This window comes from Variovorax sp. 05N34, assembly GCF_056397405.1.
Genome location: NZ_JBFTNI010000002.1, coordinates 643,562 through 667,713, shown reverse-complemented (window position 1 = coordinate 667,713; position 24,152 = coordinate 643,562). Strand labels below are relative to the sequence as shown.

Here is a 24,152-nt window from a genome sequence, read left to right as displayed (position 1 = left end):
ACTGGAGTTCACGGGGACGCCCTAGATTGAAGGCTTCTCTCTTCGTTGAACAAGGAAAAGCATCATGCAAAAACTCTCGGACAAAGTGGCCGTGATCACCGGCGGCAACAGCGGCATCGGCCTGGCCTGCGCCCAGGCGTTCGCCGCTGAAGGCGCCCGTGTCGTCATCGTGGGTCGCCGCCAGGACGCCGTGGACACGGCGTTGGCGAGCCTCGGCCCAGAGGCGATGGGCTTCGTCGGTGACGTGGCGGATTTGGRGATGCACGACCGTCTGCTCGCTTCGGTGATGGCGCGTTTTGGCGGCATCGACATCTACGTGGCCAATGCGGGCACGGCCATTCTCGAGCCATCATCTGCCGTCACCGTGGACAACTACGACGTACAGTTCGCCACCAACGCGCGCGCCGTGTTCTTCGGCGTGACCAAGGCGCTGCCACTCATGCGCGATGGCGGCTCGATCATTCTCACGAGCTCGATCGCCGCCAGCAAGGTCATGGACAACCACGCGGTCTACGCAGGCAGCAAAGCCGCCATCGAGGCCTTCGCACGCAGTTGGGCGCTCGAACTCAAGGAGCGCCGCATCCGCGTCAATGTGCTCAGCCCCGGACCGGTCGACACGCCGATCCTGGGGAAGCTGGGCATCACGGAATCCGCGCGGCCCGAGTTCGACAAGGCCATGTCGGCCGCGATCCCGCTGGGACGCCTGGGCCAACCGGACGAGCTGGCGCAGGCAGCGCTTTTCCTGGCGAGCGACGACAGCGTGTTCGTCACGGGCGTCAACCTGAAGGTCGACGGCGGGATGGCGCTGACCTGAAAGGCCAATGCCCGGCGCTCACGCGGTGCTGCGGACCTGCGGCCAGGCCTTCTGACGCCATCGCTTCAGGGGCGTGTCCACCAGATGCAGGCAGATCGCCGCCATCGTGAACGAGAACGCAAGTGTCACGCTCAGCGTGATCCAAAGCGGCTGCGTATCGCGCAGCAGCAGCACCAGCGGGAAATGCCAAAGATAGATGCCATAGGACAGCCGGCCGATGTAGACCATGGGCCGCGACGCGAGCAAGGTCGCGCTCCCATGCGCTGCGGCGTAGCAGATCAGCACGAATGCCGACAACTCCGCCAATGTGATGCGCAGCGTGACCGCTTCGGTCTGGTGGCTCGTGGGCAGCGAAGGCAAGGTCATGAGAACCAGCAGTGCCATGCAGGCCACTGCGAGCAGGCGCCTCGACACCTTGACAGGGGACAGCGCCGCAATGGCCCCGAGCAGGATCCCGCTCATTCGCGTGTCGAAGCGGAAATACGCCTGCGACCAGGTCCAGTTCATGGCCACGGCATAGCGCCATGCGGTCACTGCCAGGAATGCCGATACGAGCCAGCCGACGGGGTGGCGCGTTCGCAGAAGCAGCGGCAGCACCAGGGGCCATAGCAGGTAGAACTTCTCCTCCACGCCCAGGGACCAGGTGTGGCCGATGGTGTAGGCCACCTCCCAGAAGGCCAGCGCATAGTCGTAGACATAGAGTGCGGCGAGCACGGCGGACAGCCAGCGATTCTCTGCCGGCCAGAGGATGGGGGCCAGCCCCACGTAGACCGCGACCACGAGCAGCAATGTCGGGTACAGCCGCAACGCCCGGCGCGCGTAGAAGCGGCCGATCTCGATGCCGCCATGGCGGTGCTCGGCTGTCAGCAGCGAAGTGATGAGGTAGCCGGACAGAACGAAGAAGATGTCCAGCCCGATGAACCCGCCATGCGCACCGGGGACCTGGCAGTGGAACAGGACCACCGCGAGGATGGACAACGCGCGAACACCGTCGAGCGCCGGGTTGTAGGGCATGGACATCCGTGCGGCTCAGCGCGTGGCCAGCGGGTCCGCACGGCACGGCTGCAGGATCGTCGCACCGCACGCCGGAAAGCTTGCCGGTCCCTTGACGTCCTTCAGCACGCCGAGCCGCACCACGGAGTCGTACCTGGCGTTGTGCAGCACATGGAGGCGCTGCTTCTGCGTGAAGGTGTCGAACACCAGGCCACCGGTTTGGGCCGGCGTGTCGATCCAGATCCGCAGCCGCGAGCCGCTGCGAAAGTAGTGGCCCATCTTGTTGATCTCGACACGCGCAAGCACCGGCCGGCCCGGCAGCAGCGGCATGGGCTGCTCCGGTCGTTCAAGCCGGATGGGCAGCAACGGCGTCGAGCGCGAGGTGTCCAAGGCGCGGTTCGACAAGCGCAACCAGCCCCGCTGGACATAGGTTTCCTGCCCGTCGGGCCGCAGTTCGGTGACGGTGACCTGCAAGTCGGCGTCGCCGGCGCTGGCCGTGACCCAGAGGTCGGCACTGCCCGGCCCGTAGACCATCATGTCCTCACCCAACGGCGGCGAGGTGTAGGCCACGCCCGTGGTCTCCCAGTCTCCTGGCAAGGGACCCCAGAAGCTCCTTCCCGCGATGTCGTTGACGACCACACCGGTACCGGGATAGTCGAAGCCATCAGCGGCTCCGGAGCCGGGCGCATCGGCGAGCGTATGGCCCGCACCCAGGTGGAACGCCTTGACGACCAGGTCGTCGCTGCGGATCGGCCCCCTTTGCACCACCCAGCGCGGCTTGGGAGAGACGCGCCGCTCCAGCGCATTGGCGCTCGCGCTTGCTTCGGCGGTTTCCATCCAGACGGTGGTGCGTGGCGTGTCGCGCTCGAATCCGTTGTTCTCGCCTTTGACGAAGCGGTCGAGAAAGCGCACCGCCATCGCCTGGAAATCCGCGGCCAAGTACATGTCGTGCCGACCGTTCGTCTGCACGGACCACAGCTTGGACGGATCGAGTCGGGCCTGGTAGTAGCCGCTGCGCGGTGTGATGGCCTGGTCCTGGAACGCTTCGAGCGACAGCACGGGAACCTGCACACGGTCTGCATGCGGTGCCAGGTCGAAGCTCTTCATGTGATCGTCCCGAAGGGGATGCGACAGGAACAGGTGCATCACGGAGCTCGCGTCCTCTGCCGCGAGGTTCTTCCGGATCTGCGCCAGGCAGGCGGCATCGCCCTCTTCGGTTGCGGTCTGCGCAACCACCTTTTCCCAGTAGGCGCGCATGGAGCCGCGCAAGGGCGTGATGAAACCTGGCGCCGGCACACCGCCGGGCATCAGGGCGTCACGGAAGTCCGTCAGCACCATGCCGGGCACGATGGCCCGAAGATGCAGCGGCCGGTGCTGCGCCGTCGCCAGTTGGGACGAACCTCCGTACGACCAGTTCACCATGCCGACCTTGGTGTCGGACCACGGTTGCGACGCCGCGAATTCGACGGCTTCGGCACCATGTCTTCCGAGTTGCGGCCGCGTGTACTCGAGCGGGCCCGTGGAGCACCCGCTGCCCGCGGCGCTGACGCCCATCACGGCATAGCCGGCCTCGACGAGCCGCTTGTCGAGCTCGACCGACATTGATGTCTTGTACTGAAGATAGGGCGTTCCGCCGATCGAGCCGGCGTCGTAGCCGTTGATGCTCAGGATGACGGGGACCTTGCCCGAGGCCTTCGGCAAGAGCACGCTGTAGCGCAGCCTGACGCCGTCGGTCGTCGTGAAATAGCCAGTGAGGCGCTTGGCCCAGAACGGTGCGGCCGGTCCCTGCGCGGGGAAATCGAAAGGCCGCGACGCCGGCAGGCCCGTGTCGGGATCCAGCGGGACATCCTGCCCATGTGCTGCGAGCGACGTGACGAACGCCGTGGTGAGCGTAATGGCGGCAACGATGAACTTCTTCATGGTTCGTGTACTTGGGGGCTTGCCGGATCGGCGGCGTGGCGATGTTAGGGCATTGCTGCGTCATCGACAGTCCTTCGCACGACAAACGTTGGCGGTCGCTCCGGCTACGCGAAGTACCGCCGCGAATTCAACCGGATCTTCTGGAAGCGATGGTCACCGACGTGGCGCTTCGACGACGCGACCTTTGCCCGCCGCGGCATGCTCGACCGCCTGAGCCGCGGACCGGCCTCGGTGTCCGAGCCGGCCGCAACGCTGGGGATGGCGCTGCCTTCGGCCCTCAAGCACCTCGCCGTGCTTGTTGAAGGCGGGTTCGTCGCTGAAGAGCGTGCGCAGATGTGCGGACCGCATCGGAAAGGACGACCCGCGGCGAGACCTTCTGATTCGTGCACGCGGCAAGCGCCGTGGATTTCTCACTGCCCATTCCACACCTTTCCGACGCGCCGCGGCGCGAACCGGTTAGCGCCCCAGGTCTTTGGCGGACACGCCGCCGATGCCCCAGTTTTCCTTGGGCATGTCGTGCAGCCACACGCGCACGTTCTCCTTCGGCGCGTCGACGGCCTCGACAATGGCGCTGGTCACTTTCTCGATCAACGCGCGCTTCTGCTCCTCGGTGCGACCTTCGATGAGATAGATCTGTGCAAAGGGCATTCGTCTACTCCAGTGGTATGTGCTTCGGTGATTGATGCAGATCAAACGAATCGCAGGCCCACGCTGCCCATCCCCTGCACCTTCAGCGTGACGGCATCGCCGGCCTGCACGGCTACGGCCTCGGTGATGCCGCCCGACAGGATCAGCGTGCCCGCCGGAATCTCCTCGCCGCGCGCGCCCAGATGGTTGGCCAGCATCGCAATGGCCGCGGCCGGGTGCCCGAGCACCGCGGCGCCCGCGCCGAAGGCCGCGGGGTGGCCGTTCTTCTCGAGCACGATGCCGACGGTACGCAGGTCGACCTCGCTCGCGGGCACGGCGCGCCCGCCCACCACGAAGCGCGAGGCCGAGGTGTTGTCGGCCACCACGCTCTTGAGGTCGAACTTGAAGTCGCGGTAGCGGCTGTCGATCACCTCGATGCCTGGCAGCACGAAGTCGGTGGCCGCGAGCACAGAACCGATGTGACAGCCCGGGCCGCTAAGCGCGCGCTTGGTGACGAACGCGATCTCGGGCTCGACCTTGGGATGGATGAGCTCACTCATCTTGCACTCGCCGCCTTCGGGCACGGCGTAGTTGTCGGCCATGAAGCCGAAGACCGGTGTGGTCACGCCCATCTGCTTCATCTTCGCGTGAGAGGTGAGCCCGGCCTTCAGTCCAATGATGCGATGGCCGCGTGCGAGCTTTCGGCGGCGGATCTCGTTCTGGATGGCGTAGGCGTCGTCCCAATCCATCTCGGGATACTCGTCGGTGATCTTGGGCGTGTCGCGCGCCTCCAGCTCACAGGTCTCCAGGTGCTCGGCGAGCGCGGCGATGGTGTTCTTGTCGAGCTTCATGCCGCCACTCCTTCCTGTTGTTGCACGGCCTGGCGTGCGCGAGCCAGCGTGATGGCCGTGTCTTCGATCATGTCTTCCTGCCCGCCGACCATGCCGCGCCGGCCCAGTTCCACCAATATCTCACGCGCGGGCACGCCGTACTTCTTCTCCGCGCGCTTGGCGAACAGCAGGAAGCTCGAGTACACGCCCGCGTACCCCAGCGTGAGTGAGTCGCGGTCGACACGGATCATGTGGTCCATGATCGGCACGACGCGGTCTTCGGCCACGTCCTGGATGCGGAACACATCGATACCGGTCTCGATGCCCATGCGGTCGCACACCGCCACGAACACTTCCATCGGCGTGTTGCCCGCGCCCGCGCCCAGACCCGCGGCGGCGGCGTCGATGCGATTGGCACCGGCCGCAACGGCCGCGACCGAGTTGGCCACGCCCATCGCGAGGTTGTGATGGCCATGAAAGCCCAGCTCGGTATCGGCCTTGAGCGCCGCGCGCACCGCGCCGATGCGCGCCGTGACATCGTCCGGCAGCATGTAGCCGGCCGAGTCGGTCACGTAGATGCAATTGGCGCCGTAGCCTTCCATGAGCAGCGCTTGGCGCACCAACGTCTCGGGCGAGGCCATGTGGGCCATCATGAGAAAGCCGACCGTGTCCATGTCGAGCTGGCGCGCCATGGTGATGTGCTGCTCGGACACGTCGGCCTCGGTGCAGTGCGTGGCCACGCGCACGGTGTGCACGCCCAGGCCGTGCGCCATGCGCAGGTGTTCCACGGTGCCGATGCCGGGAATCAGCAAGGCCGAGACCTTGGCCTGCTTCATCAGCGGGATCACGGCACCCAGGTACTCCTCGTCGGAATGCGCGGGAAAGCCGTAGTTGACCGAGCTGCCGCCCAGGCCGTCGCCATGCGTCACTTCGATCAGCGGCACGCCCGCTTCGTCGAGCCCGCTGGCGATGTGCTTCATCTGTTCGAGCGTCATCAGGTGGCGCTTGGGGTGCATGCCGTCGCGCAGCGTCATGTCGTGCAGGGTCACGCGGCGGCCCTGGAGATGGGTGTTCGTGGTGGTCATGAGTGTGCTCCTAGGCCACGGCGGGCTCGGGTTGCGGGAGGCTGGCGAGCATCGCTTCGGCGAACATTTCGGCCGTGCGCGCCGCCGCGGCGGTCATGATGTCGAGGTTGCCGGCGTACTTGGGCAGGTAGTCGCCCAGGCCTTCCACCTCCAGGTAGATCGACACGCGGTTGCCGTCGAACACGGGTCCGTTCACGAGCTTGTAGCCCGGCACGTAATTGCGCACCTCGGCCATCATCTCGTGCACCGAGGCCGTGATGCGCGCCTCGTCGGGCGGGCCTTCGGTCAGGCAGTGCACCGTGTCGCGCATGATCAGCGGCGGCTCGGCCGGGTTGACAATGATGATTGCCTTGCCCTTGGCCGCACCGCCCACGCGCTCGACCGCACCGGCCGTGGTGCGCGTGAACTCGTCGATGTTCCTGCGCGTGCCAGGACCGACCGAGCGGCTGGACACAGTGGCCACGATCTCGCCGTAGGCCACGGGCTGCACGCGCGACACCGCCGCCACCATCGGGATCGTGGCCTGTCCGCCGCAGGTGACCATGTTGACGTTGGCCGGACGCGCGCCGCCCGCCATCAGAAGGCTCTTCAGGTTGACCGGCGGCACGCAGAACGGGCCGATGGCCGCGGGCGTGAGGTCGATCATGAGCACGCCCAGGGCATTGAGCCTGGCGCTGTTCTCGGCATGCACGTATGCGCTGGTGGCGTCGAAAGCGATCTGAACGCCGTCGGCCTTCACATGCGGTAGCAGGCCATCCACGCCCTCGGCCGTGGTCTTCAGACCTATCTCGCGGGCACGCTTCAGGCCGTCGGACTCGGGGTCGATGCCCACCATCCACACGGGTTCGAGCACCGGGCTGCGCTGCAGCTTGGCGAGCAGGTCGGTGCCGATGTTGCCGGGGCCGATCAGCGCGCACTTGATCTTCGTTGGGTTCGTCATGGGGTTGTCTCCTTCAATGGAAGCGCACCGAGCAGCCGCCCAGGCCGCCGATCGAGACGCGGAAGTTGTCGCCGGCTTGCGCAGGGAACATCGCGGCGAGCGCGCCCGACAGGATCACCTCGCCCGCCTTGAGCCCGATGCCCAGCGCGCCGAGCGTGTTGGCCAGCCACACGACCGCGTTCACCGGCGAGCCGAGCGCGGCGGCGCCCGCGCCGGTGGCGATGATTTCGCCGTTCTTCTCAAGCACCATGCCGCAGGTCGCCAGGTCAATTCGGCGCGGATCGACCGCGTGGTCACCGAGCACGAACACGCCACACGAGGCGTTGTCGGCCACGGTGTCGGCGATCTTGATCTTCCAGTCCCGGATGCGCGAGTCGACGATCTCGAAGCAGGGCATCACGCATTCGGTGGCGGCCAGCACGTCGGCGTTGCCGATGCCCGGACCCATGAGGTCGCGCTTGAGCAGAAAGGCGATCTCGCCCTCGGCCTTGGGCTGGATGAGCGTGCGGCTGTCGATCGACTCGCCCTCGCCGACGATCATGCCGTCGAGCAGATAGCCGAAGTCGGGCTGGAACACGCCCAGCATGTTCATCACGGCGCGCGAGGTCACGCCGATCTTCTTGCCGACGATGCGCTCGCCGGCTTCCAGGCGGCGCGCGATCATGCGCTGCTGGATGCCGTAGGCGTCCGCGATGGTGATGCCATCGTGCCGGCTCGTGAGGGGGTCCACGACGCTGCGCTCGCGCAGCGCGTCGTAGAGCTCGTCGCCGAGCCGCCGGATGAGGGTGGAGTCCATGGGAAGTCTTTCCTTTGCTCTGTCTCGGGGGTGAATCAATCAATCGGGTTCGTTGAGGAAGTCGCCGACCAGGCGGGCGAAGCGCGCGCTGTGCTCGATCTGCGTCCAGTGGCCGCAGCGGCCGAACACATGCAGCTGGCTGTTGGGAATCCACTGGTTCAGCGTGAGCGAGGTGGCCAGCGGAATTACCTGGTCTTCGCGGCCGTGGATCAGCAGCGTCTCATGCGCCAGCGCCCGAATGTCGGGCTCCGGGCTCGCCATGGCATCGACCCAGCGCTGGCGCGGTGCCGGGAACATCGCACCGAAGGCTTCCTGGAAGCCGGGCCGCATGCTGGCCTCGTAGCGCAGCTGCGCGAGCTCGTCGGTGACGAGCGTGCGGTCGAACGCGAACACGTCCATGATCCGGCGCATGTTCGCGAACGAGGGCATGTAGCCCCAGACGGCATCGAGCCCGGGCGTGATCGGGAAGGGCACGCCCACGCTGCCCATGAGCACCAGCCGGCGCACGCGGTGCGGCGCACGGATGGCGAGCGCCAACGCGAGCGCTCCGCCGAAGGAGTTGCCCACCACGTCGGCGCGTTCGATGTCCAGTGCGTCCAGCAGGTCGAGTGCCTGCTGCACCCAGGTGTCCATCGTGTAGGTCGCGCCGGGCACGCGCTGCGTGAAGCCGAAGCCAGCCATATCGGGCGCGATCACACGGCGCGTGCGCGCGAGCACGGGCAGCACCAGGCGCCAGTTGGCCCACGCACTCACGCCCGGGCCCGAGCCATGGATGAAGAGCACCGGCGCGCCCTCGCCCAGGTCGTGCACGTTGGTGTCGAAAGCGCCGGTGCGCACGCTGTTCGCGATTTCGGGGTTGCTCACCGCCAGGTCCTCACAGCTTGATGCAGACGTTGCGCAGCTCGGTGTAGAACTCGAGCGAATGCACTCCGCCCTCGCGCCCGATGCCCGACGACTTGGCGCCACCGAAGGCGGTACGCAGGTCGCGCAGAAACCAGCTGTTGACCCAGCAGATGCCGACCTGCACCTGCTTTGCCACACGGTGCGCGCGGCCCAGGTTCTCGGTCCACACGGTGGTCGCCAGGCCATAGTCGGTGGCGTTGGCCAGCGCGATGGCTTCTTCCTCGGTGTCGAACGGCGCGATGTGGCAGCAGGGGCCGAAGATTTCCTCGCGGATCACCGAAGCCGTCTCGGGCAGGCCGGTCCAGATCGTGGGCTGCACCCAGTGGCCCTCGGCCAGCGCGCCTTGCATCGCCGGCACGCCGCCGCCGGTGACGACGGTGGCGCCCTCCTCCCTCGCCTTGCGGTAGTACGACAGCACCTTCTGCTGGTGCTCGCGCGAGATCAGCGGGCCGATGCCCACGCCGGCTTCTTCCGACGGGCCCGGCTTGAGCGCCTCGGCCTTGGCCCTGAGCGCCGCGACGAACCTGTCGAAGATGGGTCGTTGCACGTAGACCCGCTCTGTGCCCAGGCACACCTGGCCGCAGTTCTCGAAGGCCGAGCGGGTGATGCCGGCCACGGCCTTGTCGAAATCGGTGTCGGCGAACACGATGCCGGCGTTCTTGCCGCCCAGTTCAAAGGACACGGGCCGCACTCCCTTCGCAGCGGCGCCCATGATGGCCTCGCCGGTGCGCGTCTCGCCCGTGAAGGTGATGCCGTCCACGCCCGGATGCGTGGTGAGGAACTCGCCGGCCGAGTCAGGCCCGAAGCCGTGCACCACGTTGTAGACGCCCGGTGGAATGCCGACCGCGTTCATCACCTCGCCCAGCAGCGTGGCAGTGGCGGGCGTTTCCTCCGAAGGCTTGACCACCACGGTGTTGCCGCAGGCCAGCGCCGGGCCGACCTTCCAGGTCATGAGCAGCAGAGGCAGGTTCCACGGGCACACGACGCCGATCACGCCCAGCGGCGAGCGCACGGCGTAGTTCAGCGCTTGCCCGCCGTCCGGCGTGGTCATCTCGAAGCTCTCAGTCGGTACGTTCTTCACGATGTCGGCAAACACCTTGAAGTTAGCCGCGCCGCGCGGAATGTCCACGTGCGAGGCCAGCGCGTGCGGCTTGCCGGTGTCAGCCATCTCGGCCGCCAGGAAGTCGTCGAAGCGCCGGTTGATTTCGTCGGCCACGGCGTGCAGCAGCTCGACGCGGCGCGCGACGCTCATGCGACCCCACTCACCGTTGAGCGCCGCGCGTGCGGCGCGCACGGCCGCATCGACCTCGCTGCGGCCTGCCTCGTGCACCTTGCCGATGACGCGGTTGTCCACCGGCGCGCGGTTGTCGAAGGTCTTCAAAGTGGCGACGAACTCGCCGCCGATGAAGTTCATGAACTGTTTCATCGCACCGACTCCTTCAGGTCACCACGCTCAGGAAGTTCTCGTTGAGCTTGCGGTCGTGATAGAAGATCGCGCGCCCGAGTTCGTCGTCGGTCCACACCAGCGGCGGCTTGTCCGGGTAGAAGATGTAGCCGCCCGAGAACACTTCGTTGCGGTTGCCGCTCGGGTCGAAGAAGTAGATGGTCTCGCCGCGCGTGATGCCGTGACGCGTGGGCCCGATGTCGAGCGACACGCGCCGCTTGGTGATGATGTCCGCCGCCTTGAGCACCTCGCCCCAGTTGTCGAGCAGGAACGAGGCATGGTGGAACTTGTTCTTCTCCGGATGGCGGATGAACGCGATGTCGTGTGGCTTGGTCGAGCAGGTGAGGAAGGCCGCGATGTACATGCGCTCGGGGCCGGCCACCACGCTCTCGGCCAGCTGGAAGCCCAGCACCTCGGTGAACAGCTTCATGGTGCCGTCGAGGTCGTCGCCGTACAGCAGGCAGTGGTCGAAGCGCGAAGGCGCCATGCCCTTGAGATCGTCGGGGTAGACCTCGGGGTTCTCGTAGGGCATTCCGTTGCCGACCTTCTCCTTCTCGGCAAAGAGCTCGATGGCATGGCCGGTGGGCACGGTGAAGCGAAAGCGCTGGCCCGTGCGCAGGTGCTCACCGGCTTCGATCCACTGCATGTCGGTGGCCAGGCCGCTGGCCTTCAGGTCGGCGGCGAGCTTGTCGAGCGTGGCGGGCGAATCGACGCGAAAGCCCATGAAGTCCATGCCGGCCTCGTCGGCCTCGCGCAGCACGACGCTGTGGTGGTCGTGCTCGTCCCAGGCCTTGAGGTAGATGCGGCCCCGCGCATCGCGCCCGGTTTCGATCAGGCCCAGCACATCGCGGTAGTGCGTGAGGGCAGCCCCGAGGTCGAGCACGCGCAGTTGCACGTGTCCGGGGCGAATGACGCCAGTGAGTGCCATGGAAGTCTCCTTTGGTTGGTGATGGAAAGTTCAGGTGGGGGAACGGGAATCGGATGGCGATGGCATCGACGCCGCCAGGCGCCGCTCGATGCAGCGCGCCAGCTTCTCGACGGCGCGCAGGGCCAGATCGCTCTGCGGGTAGGCGCGGCAGGCCAGCACGTAGCCCTGCTCTTCTTCTTCGACGCTGACGTGGCAACGGCTCATGCGCTCGCGGCGCACGGCGCCGGACTCGATGCGCACCTTGCACACGCCGCAGCCGCCGCCGCGGCAGCCGACGGGAATGCCCTTGCGGCCGAGCTGCTCCATGCCGCCGAGCAGGGTCTGGTCGGCGCGGCAGCTGTAGCGCTCGTGGGTGTTGCCGATGGCGACACGGAAGCTCATGGCCGACTCCACGTCACAGCGCCTTGAACAGCGGGCTGCGCGGCGCCGCGGACGCCGCGTCGGCGACTGTGAAGAACTTCTCGGTGTAGATGTCGCGCTCGAACAATCGGCCCTGCATCAGCGTGGCGATGCAGGCCTCGGTCATCGGGGGCGGACCGCACAGGTAGGCCTTGTGGCCTCGGAAGTCGTTCGCGAAATGGGCCTTGAGCGCTTCATGCGCGAAGCCACGCGCACCAAGCCAGTGGCTGTCGGCCGGCAGGTGCGACAGCACGGGCACGTACGTGAAATTGGGGTGCTGTTCGGCGAGCTGCTCGAACAGCTCGCGAAAGTACAGCTCCTCGGTGCTGCGCGCACCCTGCACCAGCGTGATCGGCAAGGTGCAGCCTTCGGCGAGCAGGTCCAGCACCATCGACTTCGGGCTCGACAAGCCCGAGCCGCCGGCCACGAAGATCATCGGCAGCCCTGCCGACTTGCGCACGAAGAAGCGGCCGTTGGGCGCGGTGAAGCGAAGGCGCTGGCCCACCTGCAGCTCGTCATGCAGCCAGCCCGTGGCGTGGCCGTGGGGCACGCGGCGGATGTGCAGCTCGACAAGCTCATCGTCGGGTGCGTTGGCGATCGAGAAGGCGCGTGCGCCTTCCACGCCCGGCACGTGCAGCATCACGTACTGGCCAGCCTGGAACGGGGCCGGCCGGTCGGTGCGCAGCCACAAGCCGCGGATGGTGGGCGTGAGCATGCGCGCCTCGACCAGCTCGGCGTCGAAGTCTTCCAGCGGCAGGAACTGCGCGTCGGGGTCTTCATCGATCTCGGCCTCGATGACCAGGTCGGCCTGCGCCATCGCGCAGCACGCGAGGATCTTGCCGTCGTCGCGCTCGAAGTCCATGAGCGCGAAGTTGGAGGCGTCACCGTGCTCGCATTCGCCTTCGAGCACCTGCACCTTGCAGGTGCCGCACACGCCGTGGCCGCAAGCGTGGGGCAGCCACACGCCGGCGCGCAGGCAGGCGTCCAGCACGGTCTGTCCGTCGCGCACCGCCACAGCCTGTCCGAGCGGCTCGATCATGATCTGGAAGCTCATGGCAAGGCCCTCCCGTGCTCAGCTGAACGAACCGCCGATGCCCGTGAGCCCGGGCGTGCGAAACCGCAGCGCCGACTTGTGGACCAGGCCGTTGTCGGCCAGCGACTTCGATGCGTCGGGCGTGAAGGGCTTGCCGGAGTCGAGCCACTCGGCGCGCGACCAGTCGATCCGGCCGAAATCAGGGTGGCTGCCGTACACGCCGGGCAGCACGTCGCTGACGAGCGCGCCGAAGGGCATGGCCGCAGGCAGCGGCAGGCACACGGGGGAGCAGAAAAGCAGGTGGTCGTCCCAACCGATGTAGAGCAGGCGGTTGCCGTGGAAGCGGTCTTCGCTGTCCATGACGGTGCCGGTGTAGCCGGGGGCGAGTGCAACAACAGACATGTCGGTCTCCTTTTTTGGGGTGAGCGCCACTCGCGCCGTGCGTGGGGCACAGCGTGAGCGCGGGAACGTTGAAGGGGTGGACGCGGGGCCTGGGTGCTCAAGCCACCTTGGGCTCGGCCGCCGACAGGTCCTGTCCAGTCCAGCGTTCCCAGTTGGCCTTGTCGGGCGAGGTGTTGAACTCGCCGTTGTCGGCGCCGGCGTTGACGTGGTAGTAGTCGAGCACGGCCGCCAGCGGGTTGAAGCCTTCCACCGTCGGGTCGGTGCCCTCGGGGAAGCAGTTGCCCTGGTAGATCTGGTGCACCGGCAGCCAGGCCTGCACGTACTTCTCGGGCTCGCCGTCGAACACGTCCTTGCAGCCGTCGGAGCAGAAGTGGTACTTCATGCCGTGGTAGCTGCTCTCGCGGTAGCAGATCTTGGTGGGGTCGTCGGGCTCGGTGAAGGCCATCGGGATCTGGCAGGTCTGGCACAGCATGGGCAGCGTGTTGTTGAACCAGCGCTTGCCCTGCTTTTCCTGCTCGGCCAGCCATTCGAAGCGCGGGCGGTACAGGCGGTCGAAGGTCTCGGGGTACTTCTCGGCCAGCCAGGCCATCTCGTCGGGCTTGGGCACCCAGACATTGAAGTTGGCGGCATGGCCGTAGTTGTTGAAGATGGCCCAGGCCTCGTGCGAGATGCGGCTCTTTTCCTGCGAGGCGACCTCGTGGTACTTGGGCATGCGGATGCCGTAGCGCGCAAGGTCCTCGAACAGCGCACCGCCGTTCTTCTCGAAGTACATCTCCCACGCTTCGGACCAGCTCATCACGCGCTTGGGCAGCATGTAGTCCATCATCATCGCGACCAGCGTGAGCAGGCGGTAGCCGCGCCAGAACCACTTGTCGACCCACTTCTGCACGATGGGCACGTTGTCCGGATCCTGCTCGAGGATGAACTTCACCACCTCCAGCCCCAGCGTCATGTGGCGCGACTCGTCGCTTTGCGCCGAGAAGCCGAAGGTGACGGTGGCCATGTCGCCGTTGTAGGCCGCGCCGCTCATGAAGGGCATGAACAGCAGGTTGGTCAGGACGTACTCGAACGAGAACGAGATGGCGGTGATGAACTCGAACGGCCCCGCGCTCATCGCGTCTTCAAAGTAGCTCTTGGGCACCGACAGGTACCAGACGCGGTCGTGCATGTGCTGCGGGTCGTGCAGGCCGTTGAAGTACTTGTTGAAGTGGCTGATGGTGTGGAACTGCGTCTGCGCGTGGCGCAATTCGTCGATCGACTGCATCTGGCAGGCCACGCGCGCGCCCACGCCGCGCAGCGAACGCCCGGCCATCGCATAGCCGCGGTGCGCCGCGTACTCCAGCGGCGAGACGCCGGTGAGAAACAGCTTGAGCGTGTTCAGGTAGCGCGGATCGCTGATGTTGAACTGGCCGTTGTTCTGCTGGAACGCATCGATGATGGCGTAGAGCTTCTTCTCCTTCTCGCCCTGGAATTTCCAGTAGGCGTCCATCGTGAGGCGGAACGGGTCCTCCCACTTGTCCCAGTCGTGGATCTTGATGCCCTCGAACTTGTCGAACGGGAACACGTCGTCCATTGACTGGTACGTGGTCTCCCAGCCGAGGCCGCGCGTCATCATGGCGTAGCGTTCCTTCAGGCCGAGGCGTGGGGTCGTGGGGGTCTTTGCTGCTTGGGTGGTCATGGCGTTGTCCTTGGGGTCGTGGTCCAGAGATCGCAGGCGGCGTCCGCTCATGCGCCCCAGTGGAGGATGAATTCGTCGTCGGTCTCTTCGATGCTTCCGGACAGCGAGATCAGGCTCAGGTGAAGCTCCTGCAGATCCCAGCGGCGGCCGACGAGCGCTTCGACGCTGTCGCGGCGGATCACGAGGCGGCCGGGCGCATCGATCTTCACCATCGCGGGGTACTCGGTGACGGTGGCCTCGGGGTTGTCGGCCACGATGGCTTCGAGGATCGAGCGCGCGGCCTCGCCGGTCTGCAGCGCGATGAAGACGGGCGGTCGGGACACTTCGGCGGTGACGGTGGTCATGGGGTGGTCTCCTTGGTTCTCGAGGTGTGATCGTTCAGGCGGCCGCGCCCGTGCGTACCAGCCGGGCTACGCGCGCATCGAGCGCGGTGTGCAGCGTCTTCAGCACCTCGGCGCCCTGCGCGCCCAGGGCCAGCGCGGCCAGCGGCGCCAGCGCCTGCACGGCCTGGTTGCGCCAGCCCGCGTACCACTGCGCGAGCAGCTCGGCGTTGGCGGGCGATTCCTCGGCGGCGGTCTTCAGCGTGGCGTCGACCCAGCGCACGTTCTCGTCGAACCACTCGTTCATGAACTCGGTCAGCATCGCCAGCGCGTTGCCGGTGGCGGCGCTGTGCGCGTTCACGTAGTGACGGTAGATCAACGGGTACAGCAGGCCGTCGAGCACGAGGTTCTGGGCCACGAACACCTCGAACCAGTCTTTCGTGACGAACAGGTTTTCCATGAGGCGGCGCACGCCCTGCCAGGCTGGGTGCGCGAGCCAGGCTTGCTTGCCGGCGTCCAGTGCGCGGCCCGAGTTGCCGTCGATCTGCAGGCCGACGCGCGAGAGGTACTGCGCGATGCCCAGGCGGTCCATGGCCGCGTAGATGAAGGGCTGCGTGATGGCCGTGCCGTAGCCGTAGCCGCAGCAGTAGCTGTGATTCATGTTGGCGCCCCACTCGTAGTGGCGCAGCGGCACCAGCACCTGCTGCAGCGACTCGCGCACGCCCGCATCGGCCTGGGCCAGCAGCTGGCGCTTTTCGGCGAACTCGAACTGGCGGTCGGCGCCTTCCTGCTGGCGTGCGCGCGTCATGGTGTACACGCCGTAGTAGTAGTGGCGCGGGTCTTTGAAGCTGTACCAGTCGGCCATCACGAGGGCCGTGCGGCGCTTGTCGTACAGCGCGTGCTGCGGGTCCCACAGCGGTCGGTAGTGGAAGTTGGCCGTGGGCTGCATGTCCAGCGTGGCCTCCTGGTAACGCGAAGCCGGCTTGTCGCCGAGCCGCCGCGCCACATGCGAGAAGGTCTGCCGGATCGGCCGGATGTCCGAGGTCTTGATGTCGACTTGCACGGGGTGTCTCCTTGGTTGTCGCGGGAAAAAATGCGGGGTCGTCAGTGGTCGATGCCGGGCGCGCCGAAGCGCCACTTCATGCGCTCGAAGTCAAGGCGCGCACCCTCTTCGGTACTCAGGTGGCGCACCTGGTGGCGCGTGCAGAACTCCCGGAACTGGTCGAACTGCAGCACCAGCTCCACGGCCAGCTCGGGGTCGCCGATGGCGAACTCGAACTCCACGAAGCGCGCGTTGCGCGTGCCGGTGACGCGCACGAAACACGGCTGGCCGGTCATCTGTCCGGCGCTGCCGCTGCGGGAGTCGGGCTGCATCGAGGGCATCACTTGTTCAATCCATCAACAGGTGGACGGCACCAGCGCCGCCCGGCCTGATAAGGGCAACGGACGTGCCAGCGTGGCTAAGTGATTGATTTGCATGGGCCCGCTGCGCCTGCGGGCCCGAAGCACCGGGAAGTCCCGGATGCTGGTTTGATCATTTGCTGCAGTGCAGCTTGATCAAATGGTGAAAACCGGAAAACGCGGCCGCCTGCGTCCGCTCAAGACGTCGGCAGGCCTTCCTTCTTGAGCCGGTAGGCCAGCTGCGGGCGCGTGATGCCCAAGATGCGCGCGGCCTGCGACAGGTTGCCCTTGGCACGCTGCATCGCGGTCTGCATGAGGCGCTGCTCGAGCGAGGCAATGTCGATGTTCTGCTCGAGCACGCGCTGGCACAGCGCATCGAGCTCGCTCGCGTCGGCACCTGAAGCAGCGGCCCCCGTCGCGACCTTGCCGCTGGCGTCGAGCTGGTTGCCGGGCATCACGCCCGACGGTTGCATCCACAGGTGGCAGGCCTCGATGTCGCCGTGATCGGGCGCCAGCAGCACCGCGCGCTCGACCACGTTCTCGAGTTCGCGGATGTTGCCGGGCCAGGCATGCTTTTGCACGTCGAGCGCGGCCTTGTCGGTGAGGCCGCGCAGCTTCTTGCCGTACAGCGCGCTGTACTTCTCGACGAAGCGCGCCACGAGCGCCGGAATGTCGGCGGTACGCTCGCGCAGCGGCGGAATCTGGATCGGGAAGGTGTTGAGCCGGTAGAACAGGTCGGTGCGGAACTTGCCCGCCTGCATGGCCTGCTGCAGGTTGACGTTGGTGGCCGCCACGATGCGCACGTCGACCGTGGTCGGCTGCTCGGCGCCCAGGCGCTCGACCTCGCCGGTCTGTAGCACGCGCAGCAGCTTGACCTGCGCGGCCAGCGGCAGGTCACCCACCTCGTCCAGGAACAGGGTGCCGCCGTGGGCGCGCTCGAAGCGCCCGGCGCGCGCGTGGTGGGCGCCGGTGTAGGCGCCCTTCTCCACGCCGAACAGCTCGGCCTCGATCAGGTCGGCAGGAATCGCCGCGCAGTTGACGGCAATGAAGGGTTGCTTGCCGCGGGGCCCATTGTCATGCAGCCAGCGGGCGAACACCTCCTTGCCGACGCCGGTCTCGCCGAGCAGCAACACGGTGATTGCGCTGTCGACCGCGCTGCGCATGAGGTCGAAAGCGGCACGGAAGCCCGGCGACACACCGACCAGCTTCTGGTCGTACTCGCGGCGCGGCTGCAAGCGGCGCAGGTGCTGCAGGCCGAGGTTGAAGTCGATGAGTTTCTCGGCCACATGGTGCTGGCGGAAGTACTCGAGGTAGTGTTCGTCGTTCCACTCCTCGGCCGGATGGCCGACGATGCGGCAACGGCTGTCGCCCATGCTGGTGCATTCGACTTCCTTGAACACCACGAGCCGCCCCATGAAGGCGGTGGTGTAGCCTGAGGCGTAGCCGATCTGCGACCAGCACTGCGGGTCTTCCCCGTAGCCGAAGTCGGCCACGTGGGCCTCGCATTCCCAGGAGTTCTCCCAGAGGAATTCGCCATAGAAGTGCTTGGTGGCCACATCCAGGTCGAGCTGCACCTTCTGCACCGAGACGATGCCCTCGATGGAATGCAGGCGCGGCCCGAGCATGAACGCGTCTTCGGCGCGCATGCCGGCGCGGCGCTCGCGCACGGCCACCTCGCCGTCACGCAGGCCCGAAGCAAAGCCCATGCGCACCAGCAGGCCGCGCGCGCGCTCGATGCCCAGCGAGTCGAGCAGTTCGCGACGCAGTTCAGCGAAGGCCCGGGCATGCATGAGCAGCATGCGCTGCTCGTCCAGCCAGATATGGCCCGAGCCGGCGCTGAAGCGCAGGAGAGAAAGAAGTTCTCCCACCGTGTCCCCTTTACTTGTCTGGAATCGTTCCTGCCGCATTCTCCCGCAAGGACGCAACGTCAAGGTCGGGACAGTCCCGGACGCCAGATCGAAAGCCGTCTAGGTAGGGTCGCGACCGGCTTACGTGCGCCACGAGCTGCACGACATCGAGCCCAAAGTCGTCGATCAGGCGCGCGGCAAACGGACAGCTCGTTCGTCTGCCCTAACGAGCAATGCCCGGACCTCCGAAGCCGTCCGGGCGGTCTCCATCGGCGAGACCGAATTCCAGTCGATCGGCGTGGCAATAGACGACAAGGTCCTGCTTCCGCGCGAAGCCGACCAGGGTCATGCCCATGCGCTGCGCAGTCGCAACGGCGAATGAGGTCGGCGCGGAGACGGCGGCCAGAAGCGAAACCCCCGCCAGCGCCGCCTTCTGCACCATCTCGAAACTGGCACGACTTGTGACCGCGATGAATCCGCTAGAGGCGTCGACTTGGTTCGCAGCCAGCGCACCAATCAGTTTGTCGAGCGCGTTGTGCCGCCCGACATCCTCGCGCAGCCATCGCACCTGGCCATCGGCCGAACACCAGGCCGCCGCATGAACAGCGCCGGTCACATGCTGCAGATCCTGCAACTCGCCCAGCTTCGACATCGCCCGGCTCACTGCCTCGCGCCGCCATGGCAGGCCGACGGGCGACAGCACACGAAGGTTGTGCGTGACATGCGCGAGGCTCTCGGTGCCGCAAAGGCCGCAGCCGGTGCGGCCCGTCAACGATCTCCGGCGCTCTTTCAAGCGCGCGAAGGGTCCGCTCGCCACCTGCAGGTGGAGCGTGATGCCCATTTCAGAACGTTCCTCGTCGACGGCGAAGAGTTCGCGCGGTGCGCCGAGAATGCCTTCGCTGAGCGAGAACCCCAAGGCGAAGTCCTCCAGATCGAGTGGCGTGGCGAGCATCACCGCGTGCGAGATGCCGTTGTATTCGAGCGCCACCGGCACTTCATCAGCGACCCAATCCTGCGCCGTGAACTCGCGCCCGGCGCGCACGCCCCGCACAGGCACGCAGACAGCACCTTGGCAGACGACAGGCGCGTCTTTCGCGGGTTGGGCTGAGTTGGGCTCGTCAGTCATGCGCATGCTCACCGTGACGCATGCACCATCCTAACGCTCAAGCGGATTCGCGGCTGCCGAGCGATCCCGCGTGCAGCGCCACCTCGCCAAGCCAGATCGGCTCGGCGGCGAAAGACAGGGCGGCCTGCAGCGTGCGTGAGGGGCGGTTGGTCTCATGCACCATGAATGCGATCGGCACCTCGACGTGCGGGTCCTTCAGCGGCAGCGCTTCGAGGTCGTCATAGCCTTGCACCGCATCGACCAGTGCGCCCGGCATCACGCTGCACACGCGTCCAGCCCGAACGCTCAGGGCCAACGCGAGAATCGAATTCGTCTCGATGACAGGCTTGGGCCGCGCGCCGAACTGCGCGAACGCGCGGTCCACGATGGTGCGGTTGTGCATCTCCGAACTCAGCAGGCACAGCGGCAGCTTGGCAGCCTCGGCCCAAGTGGTCGCAGGCCCCATCCGCAGACCCTCGCCTTTCAGGCTCTCGCATTTGCGCAGCAGAAAATAATGCTCCACATACTGCGGCAGGACCCGTATCGTCGAATGGTTGTTGCCGATGCGCTCTGTGTAGCCCAGCCCGAGGTCCAGTGCCATGCTTTCAAGGCCCGTTTCGAGCTCGACGGAACTCATCGAGCGCAGCGTCGGCACGATGCCCGCATGGCGGTCCTGCAGCATCGCGACGAACCTCGCCGCGATCGGCATTGCAGTCGGTACTGCGCCGATCAACAGATTGCCTGTGGGATCACCCGCTCCGCTGTGCAGGTCCTGCTGCAGCATTTCATACTCCCGCAGGATCGTGCGGCCGCTGGCAAGGATCCGCTCACCCTCGACGGTGAACCCGGCAAAGCTGCGGCCCCGCTTCACGATCGAAGTGCCGAAGTTCTCTTCGAGCGCCCTGATGGCATTGGAAAGGGCCGGTTGCGTCACGCTGCAAGCGAGCGCAGCGCGACCGAAGTGACGATGATCGTCGAGGGCAACCAGATACTTGAGCGAGACGAAAAGGTTCATGCGGCAGGATTCGTGCGGATCTTCTTTGGATCCTGAATCTACTTGCGAACGGGCCCTGCGCCATCCGCAACTGCCCGGACCGCGTCAAGCTTTGCGCCTTGTCCGTGCGGCATCGAGTCCCCGGCACACGCCTGCGGCGATCAGGCCGGTGACGGCAAGCATGGCAGCCGTGTGAACACCGATCGCCGCGAGAGCCAGCATGAGCGAGTCAGAGGCGGTGATTCTGTGCGTGGCCGCATCTCCGATGCAGATCGGGATCAGCGCCGGCACCAGCATCAGGCCTGCCCCATGGGCGGTGGCCATCATGAATGACCAGAGCGCCAGACCGGCGTGCCCCGCGGGCGCCCGCGCCATTCTCGGCATGCGGCCCGACAGGTGGACGATCGTCCCAACGACGAGCAGTCCGCCCAGCCACACTTGCAGCACCGTGCGATCCATTGACAGGCCCCATGCGACCGCACCAGCGACCAGCGCGATCGACATGAGGTGCCCGATCGCGATTGGCACCAGCGCCCGCAGAGCCTGCGCCCTGTTGCGGGAACGCACGCCCCACGCCGCTGCAAACATCCAGCCGGTCGCGGGGTTGAGCCCGTGGAGCGCGCCGACGCCCGCGACGACCAGCCAAGGCCAGAGGCTTTCCATGGCGCATGCGCGATGTCTGCGCGCACCCGCTCAGGAGCTCGCAAGACAGCACGATCCCGCCTTGTCCGCATCGGGCTGCTCGGCTTTCGGGCGCCGCACGGCGCGGACTTTTCCACTCGGACCGCCGCCGCAATAGAAAAGATCGGCACCATCCGATTCGAGCCCGCTGACGCCGACGCCGGCCGGCATTTCCAGCCTTTCGAGCACCGCGCCGTCCGCCGGGTCGATCCGGCGGATCTCGCTCTCGTCCCCTTCCCAGGTGCCGTGCCACAGCTCGCCGTCGACCCAGGTCACGCCGGTCACGAAGCGGTTGCATTCGATGGTGCGCTGGACCTTGCCCGTCTCGGGATCGATCTGGTGAATCTTGCGATCGCGGTATGCGCCGACCCAGAGGCTGCCTTCGGCCCAGGTCAGCCCCGAGTCGTACCCCTGGCCTGGCGCGGGGATCGACGACACGATCTTGCCGGTGGCCGGATCGATCTTGTCGATGCGCTTTTCGGCGATCTGATAGAGGTATGTGCCGTCGAACGCGGTGCCGGCGTCACAGGCGTGGTCGAGCGTCTGCGTGGTTTGGCCGCTTTCCGGGTCGAAGGCAACCAGCCGGGCGCCCGTGGCGGCCCAGACGCGGTGGCCGTCGTGCGTCACGCCCGCGACCGTGCTCGCGCCGTCGAAGGGGCCGTATTCGCGCACGATCTCGGCCGCGCGCGACTTGGCGCGGGGTCTGCTCCTGATTGTCTGTCCGCTCATATCGAGTTCCTCGTGATGCGCCGGGTTTGGCGCGACAGGGCAACTCTATTCAATCGGCAGCGCAGCGGGGAGTAACAAGATCGTCGTGAAACCCGCGAGCGGCGGCGACAGCCAGCGACGAGCCCGCGCCTGGCCGATCGAACGCACCCTTTCGGCGGCCTCGAGCTCGGCAAGCGCACGCTGAACGGTGCGTTGACTGGCGCCCAGGGCCAGCGCCAGGGCCGAAGTCGACCAGGCCGCGCCATCGGACAGCAATGCAACCACCGACGCCTGATCGCCATCGATGGGCGGCGCCAGCACGACTACAGGGCGCTCACCTCGCGGCCTGAGCACGAAGCCCCGGGCGGTGGCCTCGATGTGCGCCAGTTCCGTGACAAGCGCCCGCAAGCGCCCGATTTCGACCCGCAGCCGGGCCCGGTGGGTCTCGTTGGGGTGGCGGGTGCGAAAAGCGCTGGCGATCAAGGCTTCCCGGTCGACGTCGCCGGGCCATGCCGCAGCGAGCGCACGCGCCAGGGTGAACAGCACAGGCCGGCGTGCCAGCGGCCGCCATGCGTCGCCGACCTGCAGGCCGCGACGGCAGGCGTCGACGACCAATGCGTCCGATGCCAGGAGCGCCGCGACTTCATCGAGCCGCAGCATCTGCTCGCCTTCCGCCGAAAGCCGCCGGGCGGCGGGCCGGTCGAGCGCGGCCTGCGCCTCTTCCACCTCGGCCAGAAGCGCCGGCACGCGCGCCTGAGTGGCCAGGGCATGCGCACGGGCAAGGGCTTCTCGCGCAGGGCCGACGCGCAGCGAACGCAGGGCCAGTTCGGCCGCCGTCAGCTCTGCCACTGCCGCCAGCGACGGCGCGAAGCCTTTCGCGTCGATGCTTTCCAGCGCGGCAGCGGCTTCATCGAGCCGTCCGAGCAGCAGCAGCCGGCGCGCCGCGATCAGTCTGGCCTGCAATGCGTTGGTGCGATCGGCGTGCGCATCGAGGGTGGCCGCCGCGGCTGCCAGAGAACGCGTCGAGCCACCGAAATCGCGCATCGCCAGCGCCACTTCGGCCTCGGCCACGACGCAACGTGCACGCGCCAGCACTTCGTGGCTGCCGAAGGCGCGGGCGGCGCGGCGCAACAGCTCGCGAGCGCGTGGATGCTCGCCGAGCTGCGCCATGGCGATGCCGCGCAAGGCGAGCGCCGGCGGATCGTCGCGCAGCGCAATGCGCTTGAGCGCACCGAGTGCATCTCCGGCTGCAAGGGCGCGCCCCGAGGCGGCGATCAAGGAGTCCATGTAGGAAGAAAAAAGAGCGGCGCGCGGATTATGCAGACGAGCGAATGGCATACGATCCCGCGCATGTCGACAGAACCCCTCCCGCGCCCTCCCGAAACGAAGTTCGGCAGGCCGGACCACGGCTGGCGACTGGCCACCTACACCATCATCTTCGAAGCCGATACGCGGGCGGGACGTCGCTTCGACCTGGCGCTGATCGCGGTGATCCTGGCGAGTGTCGCCGTAGTCATGCTCGACAGCGTCGCTTCGATCCACGACAAGTACGAGAGCTTGCTCGACGCGCTCGAGTGGACCTTCACGATCGCGCTGACGATCGAATACGTAGCGCGCCTGCTTTGCGTGCGTCGCCCGCTGCGCTATGCGCGAAGCGCGTTCGGCATCATCGACCTGCTGGCGCTCCTGCCCACCTATGTGGCCATCTTGGTGCCCGGCGCGAACGCGCTCATCGACGTCCGCCTGCTGCGGCTGCTGCGGATCTTCCGGATCCTCAAGCTCACCGAGTACGTGGCCGAGTTCGGCGCATTGGGGCGCGCGCTCGCCTTGTCGAGGCGAAAGATCCTCGTCTTCATGGCGTTCGTCATGCTGGTGGTCGTCATCATGGGCACCCTCATGTACATCGTCGAAGGGCCGGAGCATGGGTTCACCAGCATTCCGACGGGGGTGTACTGGGCCATCACCACCTTGACCACGGTCGGCTTCGGCGACATCGCGCCGCACACGGACGTCGGGCGGTTCATCGCATCGATGATGATGCTGCTCGGATGGGGCACGCTGGCGGTACCGACCGGCATCGTGAGCGCCGAACTCACCTCGCAGCGCATGCACCGCGAGCCCACCACGCGCACCTGCCACGAGTGCCTGAGCGAAGGGCACGCACCCGAGGCCAGGTTTTGCAGCGACTGCGGCGCCCCACTGCCGCCCTGGCAGCGTCAGTCGGGGGCAGGTGGCTGAGGGCACAGCACCCGCGCGTCAGAACATTCCTACGCCATCCGGCGCGCGAAGAGACTATCTTGCGCA

The 24,152-nt window shown here is 66.8% G+C and carries 25 protein-coding genes and 1 pseudogene; 3 read left to right on the top strand and 23 right to left on the bottom strand.

From position 1 onward, the window contains the following. Positions 1-64 precede the first annotated feature (64 nt). Entirely contained in the window at positions 65-814 is a 750-nt protein-coding gene (locus tag AC1DMA_RS07490; protein ID WP_478143779.1) for an SDR family NAD(P)-dependent oxidoreductase, read from the top strand. 18 nt (positions 815-832) lie between these two features. Here AC1DMA_RS07490 and AC1DMA_RS07485 read toward each other — a convergent pair whose 3' ends face one another. Together AC1DMA_RS07485 and AC1DMA_RS07480 are read right to left on the bottom strand one after the other, a co-directional pair. Further along, positions 833-1,834, bottom strand: coding sequence for an acyltransferase family protein (locus AC1DMA_RS07485; protein ID WP_478143778.1), 1,002 nt, complete (start codon positions 1,832-1,834; stop codon positions 833-835). A 9-nt stretch (positions 1,835-1,843) separates the two neighbouring features. After that, positions 1,844-3,727: a CocE/NonD family hydrolase gene (locus AC1DMA_RS07480; RefSeq protein ID WP_478143777.1), complete on the bottom strand. Its 1,884-nt coding sequence runs from the start codon at positions 3,725-3,727 to the stop codon at positions 1,844-1,846. Positions 3,728-3,925: 198 nt separating this feature from the next. Between AC1DMA_RS07480 and AC1DMA_RS07475 the strand changes: the two are divergent. Then, positions 3,926-3,988: pseudogene (locus tag AC1DMA_RS07475) on the top strand (hypothetical protein); the annotation flags it as partial. 195 nt (positions 3,989-4,183) lie between these two features. On the opposite strand, the gene AC1DMA_RS07470 reads toward AC1DMA_RS07475, so the two are convergent. From AC1DMA_RS07470 to AC1DMA_RS07370, 21 genes are all read right to left on the bottom strand, one after another. Next, a complete protein-coding gene (locus AC1DMA_RS07470; protein ID WP_478143776.1) occupies positions 4,184-4,375 on the bottom strand; it encodes a 2-hydroxymuconate tautomerase in 192 nt (63 codons plus the stop codon). Positions 4,376-4,416: 41 nt separating this feature from the next. Next, positions 4,417-5,205, bottom strand: coding sequence for a 2-oxo-3-hexenedioate decarboxylase (dmpH, locus tag AC1DMA_RS07465; protein WP_478143775.1), 789 nt, complete (start codon positions 5,203-5,205; stop codon positions 4,417-4,419). Further along, positions 5,202-6,269 (bottom strand): 4-hydroxy-2-oxovalerate aldolase, encoded by a 1,068-nt coding sequence (dmpG, locus tag AC1DMA_RS07460; protein ID WP_478143774.1) that lies wholly within the window; start codon positions 6,267-6,269, stop codon positions 5,202-5,204. The genes dmpH and dmpG overlap by 4 nt, the downstream gene beginning before the upstream one ends. 10 nt (positions 6,270-6,279) lie before the next feature. Next, positions 6,280-7,209, bottom strand: coding sequence for an acetaldehyde dehydrogenase (acetylating) (locus AC1DMA_RS07455; protein WP_478143773.1), 930 nt, complete (start codon positions 7,207-7,209; stop codon positions 6,280-6,282). A gap of 13 nt (positions 7,210-7,222) precedes the next feature. After that, positions 7,223-8,005 (bottom strand): 2-oxopent-4-enoate hydratase, encoded by a 783-nt coding sequence (gene dmpE / locus AC1DMA_RS07450; RefSeq protein WP_478143772.1) that lies wholly within the window; start codon positions 8,003-8,005, stop codon positions 7,223-7,225. A gap of 39 nt (positions 8,006-8,044) precedes the next feature. Further along, positions 8,045-8,875, bottom strand: coding sequence for an alpha/beta fold hydrolase (locus AC1DMA_RS07445; protein WP_478143974.1), 831 nt, complete (start codon positions 8,873-8,875; stop codon positions 8,045-8,047). A gap of 4 nt (positions 8,876-8,879) precedes the next feature. Beyond that, positions 8,880-10,334, bottom strand: coding sequence for a 2-hydroxymuconic semialdehyde dehydrogenase (locus AC1DMA_RS07440; RefSeq protein WP_478143771.1), 1,455 nt, complete (start codon positions 10,332-10,334; stop codon positions 8,880-8,882). Positions 10,335-10,347: 13 nt separating this feature from the next. After that, positions 10,348-11,280 (bottom strand): catechol 2,3-dioxygenase, encoded by a 933-nt coding sequence (locus tag AC1DMA_RS07435; RefSeq protein WP_478124483.1) that lies wholly within the window; start codon positions 11,278-11,280, stop codon positions 10,348-10,350. A gap of 30 nt (positions 11,281-11,310) precedes the next feature. Continuing rightward, on the bottom strand, positions 11,311-11,661 hold the full coding sequence (locus AC1DMA_RS07430) for a 2Fe-2S iron-sulfur cluster binding domain-containing protein (RefSeq protein ID WP_478124482.1): 351 nt from the start codon (positions 11,659-11,661) through the stop codon (positions 11,311-11,313). Between the two features lie 13 nt (positions 11,662-11,674). Further along, positions 11,675-12,733, bottom strand: a complete 1,059-nt coding sequence (locus tag AC1DMA_RS07425; protein ID WP_478143770.1) for a 2Fe-2S iron-sulfur cluster-binding protein — start codon at positions 12,731-12,733, stop codon at positions 11,675-11,677. An 18-nt stretch (positions 12,734-12,751) separates the two neighbouring features. After that, a complete protein-coding gene (locus tag AC1DMA_RS07420) occupies positions 12,752-13,114 on the bottom strand; it encodes a phenol hydroxylase subunit P4 (protein WP_478124480.1) in 363 nt (120 codons plus the stop codon). Positions 13,115-13,211: 97 nt separating this feature from the next. Further along, entirely contained in the window at positions 13,212-14,792 is a 1,581-nt protein-coding gene (locus tag AC1DMA_RS07415; protein ID WP_478143769.1) for an aromatic/alkene/methane monooxygenase hydroxylase/oxygenase subunit alpha, read from the bottom strand. Positions 14,793-14,839: 47 nt separating this feature from the next. Continuing rightward, positions 14,840-15,136 carry an MmoB/DmpM family protein gene (locus AC1DMA_RS07410; RefSeq protein ID WP_478143768.1) on the bottom strand — a complete coding sequence of 99 codons (297 nt, stop codon included), beginning with the start codon at positions 15,134-15,136 and terminating at the stop codon, positions 14,840-14,842. A gap of 34 nt (positions 15,137-15,170) precedes the next feature. Beyond that, positions 15,171-16,175, bottom strand: coding sequence for an aromatic/alkene monooxygenase hydroxylase subunit beta (locus AC1DMA_RS07405; protein WP_478124477.1), 1,005 nt, complete (start codon positions 16,173-16,175; stop codon positions 15,171-15,173). Between the two features lie 41 nt (positions 16,176-16,216). Further along, positions 16,217-16,486, bottom strand: coding sequence for a phenol hydroxylase subunit (locus tag AC1DMA_RS07400; protein ID WP_478143767.1), 270 nt, complete (start codon positions 16,484-16,486; stop codon positions 16,217-16,219). A 224-nt stretch (positions 16,487-16,710) separates the two neighbouring features. Next, a complete protein-coding gene (locus tag AC1DMA_RS07395; RefSeq protein ID WP_478124475.1) occupies positions 16,711-18,420 on the bottom strand; it encodes a sigma 54-interacting transcriptional regulator in 1,710 nt (569 codons plus the stop codon). A gap of 163 nt (positions 18,421-18,583) precedes the next feature. Beyond that, positions 18,584-19,486 carry a formate dehydrogenase accessory sulfurtransferase FdhD gene (fdhD, locus tag AC1DMA_RS07390; protein ID WP_478124474.1) on the bottom strand — a complete coding sequence of 301 codons (903 nt, stop codon included), beginning with the start codon at positions 19,484-19,486 and terminating at the stop codon, positions 18,584-18,586. A 37-nt stretch (positions 19,487-19,523) separates the two neighbouring features. Next, the gene (locus AC1DMA_RS07385; RefSeq protein WP_478143766.1) at positions 19,524-20,480 is read right to left on the bottom strand and encodes a LysR substrate-binding domain-containing protein; all 957 of its coding nucleotides are present in this window, start codon (positions 20,478-20,480) and stop codon (positions 19,524-19,526) included. A gap of 84 nt (positions 20,481-20,564) precedes the next feature. Further along, the gene (locus AC1DMA_RS07380) at positions 20,565-21,122 is read right to left on the bottom strand and encodes a hypothetical protein (RefSeq protein ID WP_478124472.1); all 558 of its coding nucleotides are present in this window, start codon (positions 21,120-21,122) and stop codon (positions 20,565-20,567) included. Positions 21,123-21,152: 30 nt separating this feature from the next. Beyond that, complete coding sequence (locus tag AC1DMA_RS07375; protein ID WP_478143765.1) at positions 21,153-21,869, bottom strand: Vgb family protein; 717 nt, start codon at positions 21,867-21,869, stop codon at positions 21,153-21,155. A 45-nt stretch (positions 21,870-21,914) separates the two neighbouring features. Then, positions 21,915-23,135 (bottom strand): helix-turn-helix domain-containing protein, encoded by a 1,221-nt coding sequence (locus AC1DMA_RS07370; RefSeq protein ID WP_478143764.1) that lies wholly within the window; start codon positions 23,133-23,135, stop codon positions 21,915-21,917. 63 nt (positions 23,136-23,198) lie between these two features. On the opposite strand from AC1DMA_RS07370, the gene AC1DMA_RS07365 reads away from it, so the two are divergent. Beyond that, positions 23,199-24,086 carry an ion transporter gene (locus AC1DMA_RS07365; protein WP_478143763.1) on the top strand — a complete coding sequence of 296 codons (888 nt, stop codon included), beginning with the start codon at positions 23,199-23,201 and terminating at the stop codon, positions 24,084-24,086. Positions 24,087-24,152: the final 66 nt, after the last annotated feature.

Coding starts and splice junctions, on each gene's coding strand:
- dmpE (WP_478143772.1), bottom strand. CDS start 8,005: ATGGACTCCACCCTCATCCGGCGGCTCGGCGACGAGCTCTACGACGCG.
- AC1DMA_RS07395 (WP_478124475.1), bottom strand. CDS start 18,420: ATGCGGCAGGAACGATTCCAGACAAGTAAAGGGGACACGGTGGGAGAA.
- AC1DMA_RS07485 (WP_478143778.1), bottom strand. CDS start 1,834: ATGTCCATGCCCTACAACCCGGCGCTCGACGGTGTTCGCGCGTTGTCC.
- AC1DMA_RS07380 (WP_478124472.1), bottom strand. CDS start 21,122: ATGGAAAGCCTCTGGCCTTGGCTGGTCGTCGCGGGCGTCGGCGCGCTC.
- AC1DMA_RS07470 (WP_478143776.1), bottom strand. CDS start 4,375: ATGCCCTTTGCACAGATCTATCTCATCGAAGGTCGCACCGAGGAGCAG.
- AC1DMA_RS07365 (WP_478143763.1), top strand. CDS start 23,199: ATGTCGACAGAACCCCTCCCGCGCCCTCCCGAAACGAAGTTCGGCAGG.
- AC1DMA_RS07440 (WP_478143771.1), bottom strand. CDS start 10,334: ATGAAACAGTTCATGAACTTCATCGGCGGCGAGTTCGTCGCCACTTTG.
- AC1DMA_RS07430 (WP_478124482.1), bottom strand. CDS start 11,661: ATGAGCTTCCGTGTCGCCATCGGCAACACCCACGAGCGCTACAGCTGC.
- AC1DMA_RS07410 (WP_478143768.1), bottom strand. CDS start 15,136: ATGACCACCGTCACCGCCGAAGTGTCCCGACCGCCCGTCTTCATCGCG.
- AC1DMA_RS07435 (WP_478124483.1), bottom strand. CDS start 11,280: ATGGCACTCACTGGCGTCATTCGCCCCGGACACGTGCAACTGCGCGTG.
- AC1DMA_RS07385 (WP_478143766.1), bottom strand. CDS start 20,480: ATGAACCTTTTCGTCTCGCTCAAGTATCTGGTTGCCCTCGACGATCAT.
- fdhD (WP_478124474.1), bottom strand. CDS start 19,486: ATGACTGACGAGCCCAACTCAGCCCAACCCGCGAAAGACGCGCCTGTC.
- AC1DMA_RS07480 (WP_478143777.1), bottom strand. CDS start 3,727: ATGAAGAAGTTCATCGTTGCCGCCATTACGCTCACCACGGCGTTCGTC.
- AC1DMA_RS07455 (WP_478143773.1), bottom strand. CDS start 7,209: ATGACGAACCCAACGAAGATCAAGTGCGCGCTGATCGGCCCCGGCAAC.
- AC1DMA_RS07425 (WP_478143770.1), bottom strand. CDS start 12,733: ATGAGCTTCCAGATCATGATCGAGCCGCTCGGACAGGCTGTGGCGGTG.
- dmpH (WP_478143775.1), bottom strand. CDS start 5,205: ATGAAGCTCGACAAGAACACCATCGCCGCGCTCGCCGAGCACCTGGAG.
- AC1DMA_RS07415 (WP_478143769.1), bottom strand. CDS start 14,792: ATGACCACCCAAGCAGCAAAGACCCCCACGACCCCACGCCTCGGCCTG.
- dmpG (WP_478143774.1), bottom strand. CDS start 6,269: ATGACCACCACGAACACCCATCTCCAGGGCCGCCGCGTGACCCTGCAC.
- AC1DMA_RS07375 (WP_478143765.1), bottom strand. CDS start 21,869: ATGAGCGGACAGACAATCAGGAGCAGACCCCGCGCCAAGTCGCGCGCG.
- AC1DMA_RS07400 (WP_478143767.1), bottom strand. CDS start 16,486: ATGCAGCCCGACTCCCGCAGCGGCAGCGCCGGACAGATGACCGGCCAG.
- AC1DMA_RS07420 (WP_478124480.1), bottom strand. CDS start 13,114: ATGTCTGTTGTTGCACTCGCCCCCGGCTACACCGGCACCGTCATGGAC.
- AC1DMA_RS07370 (WP_478143764.1), bottom strand. CDS start 23,135: ATGGACTCCTTGATCGCCGCCTCGGGGCGCGCCCTTGCAGCCGGAGAT.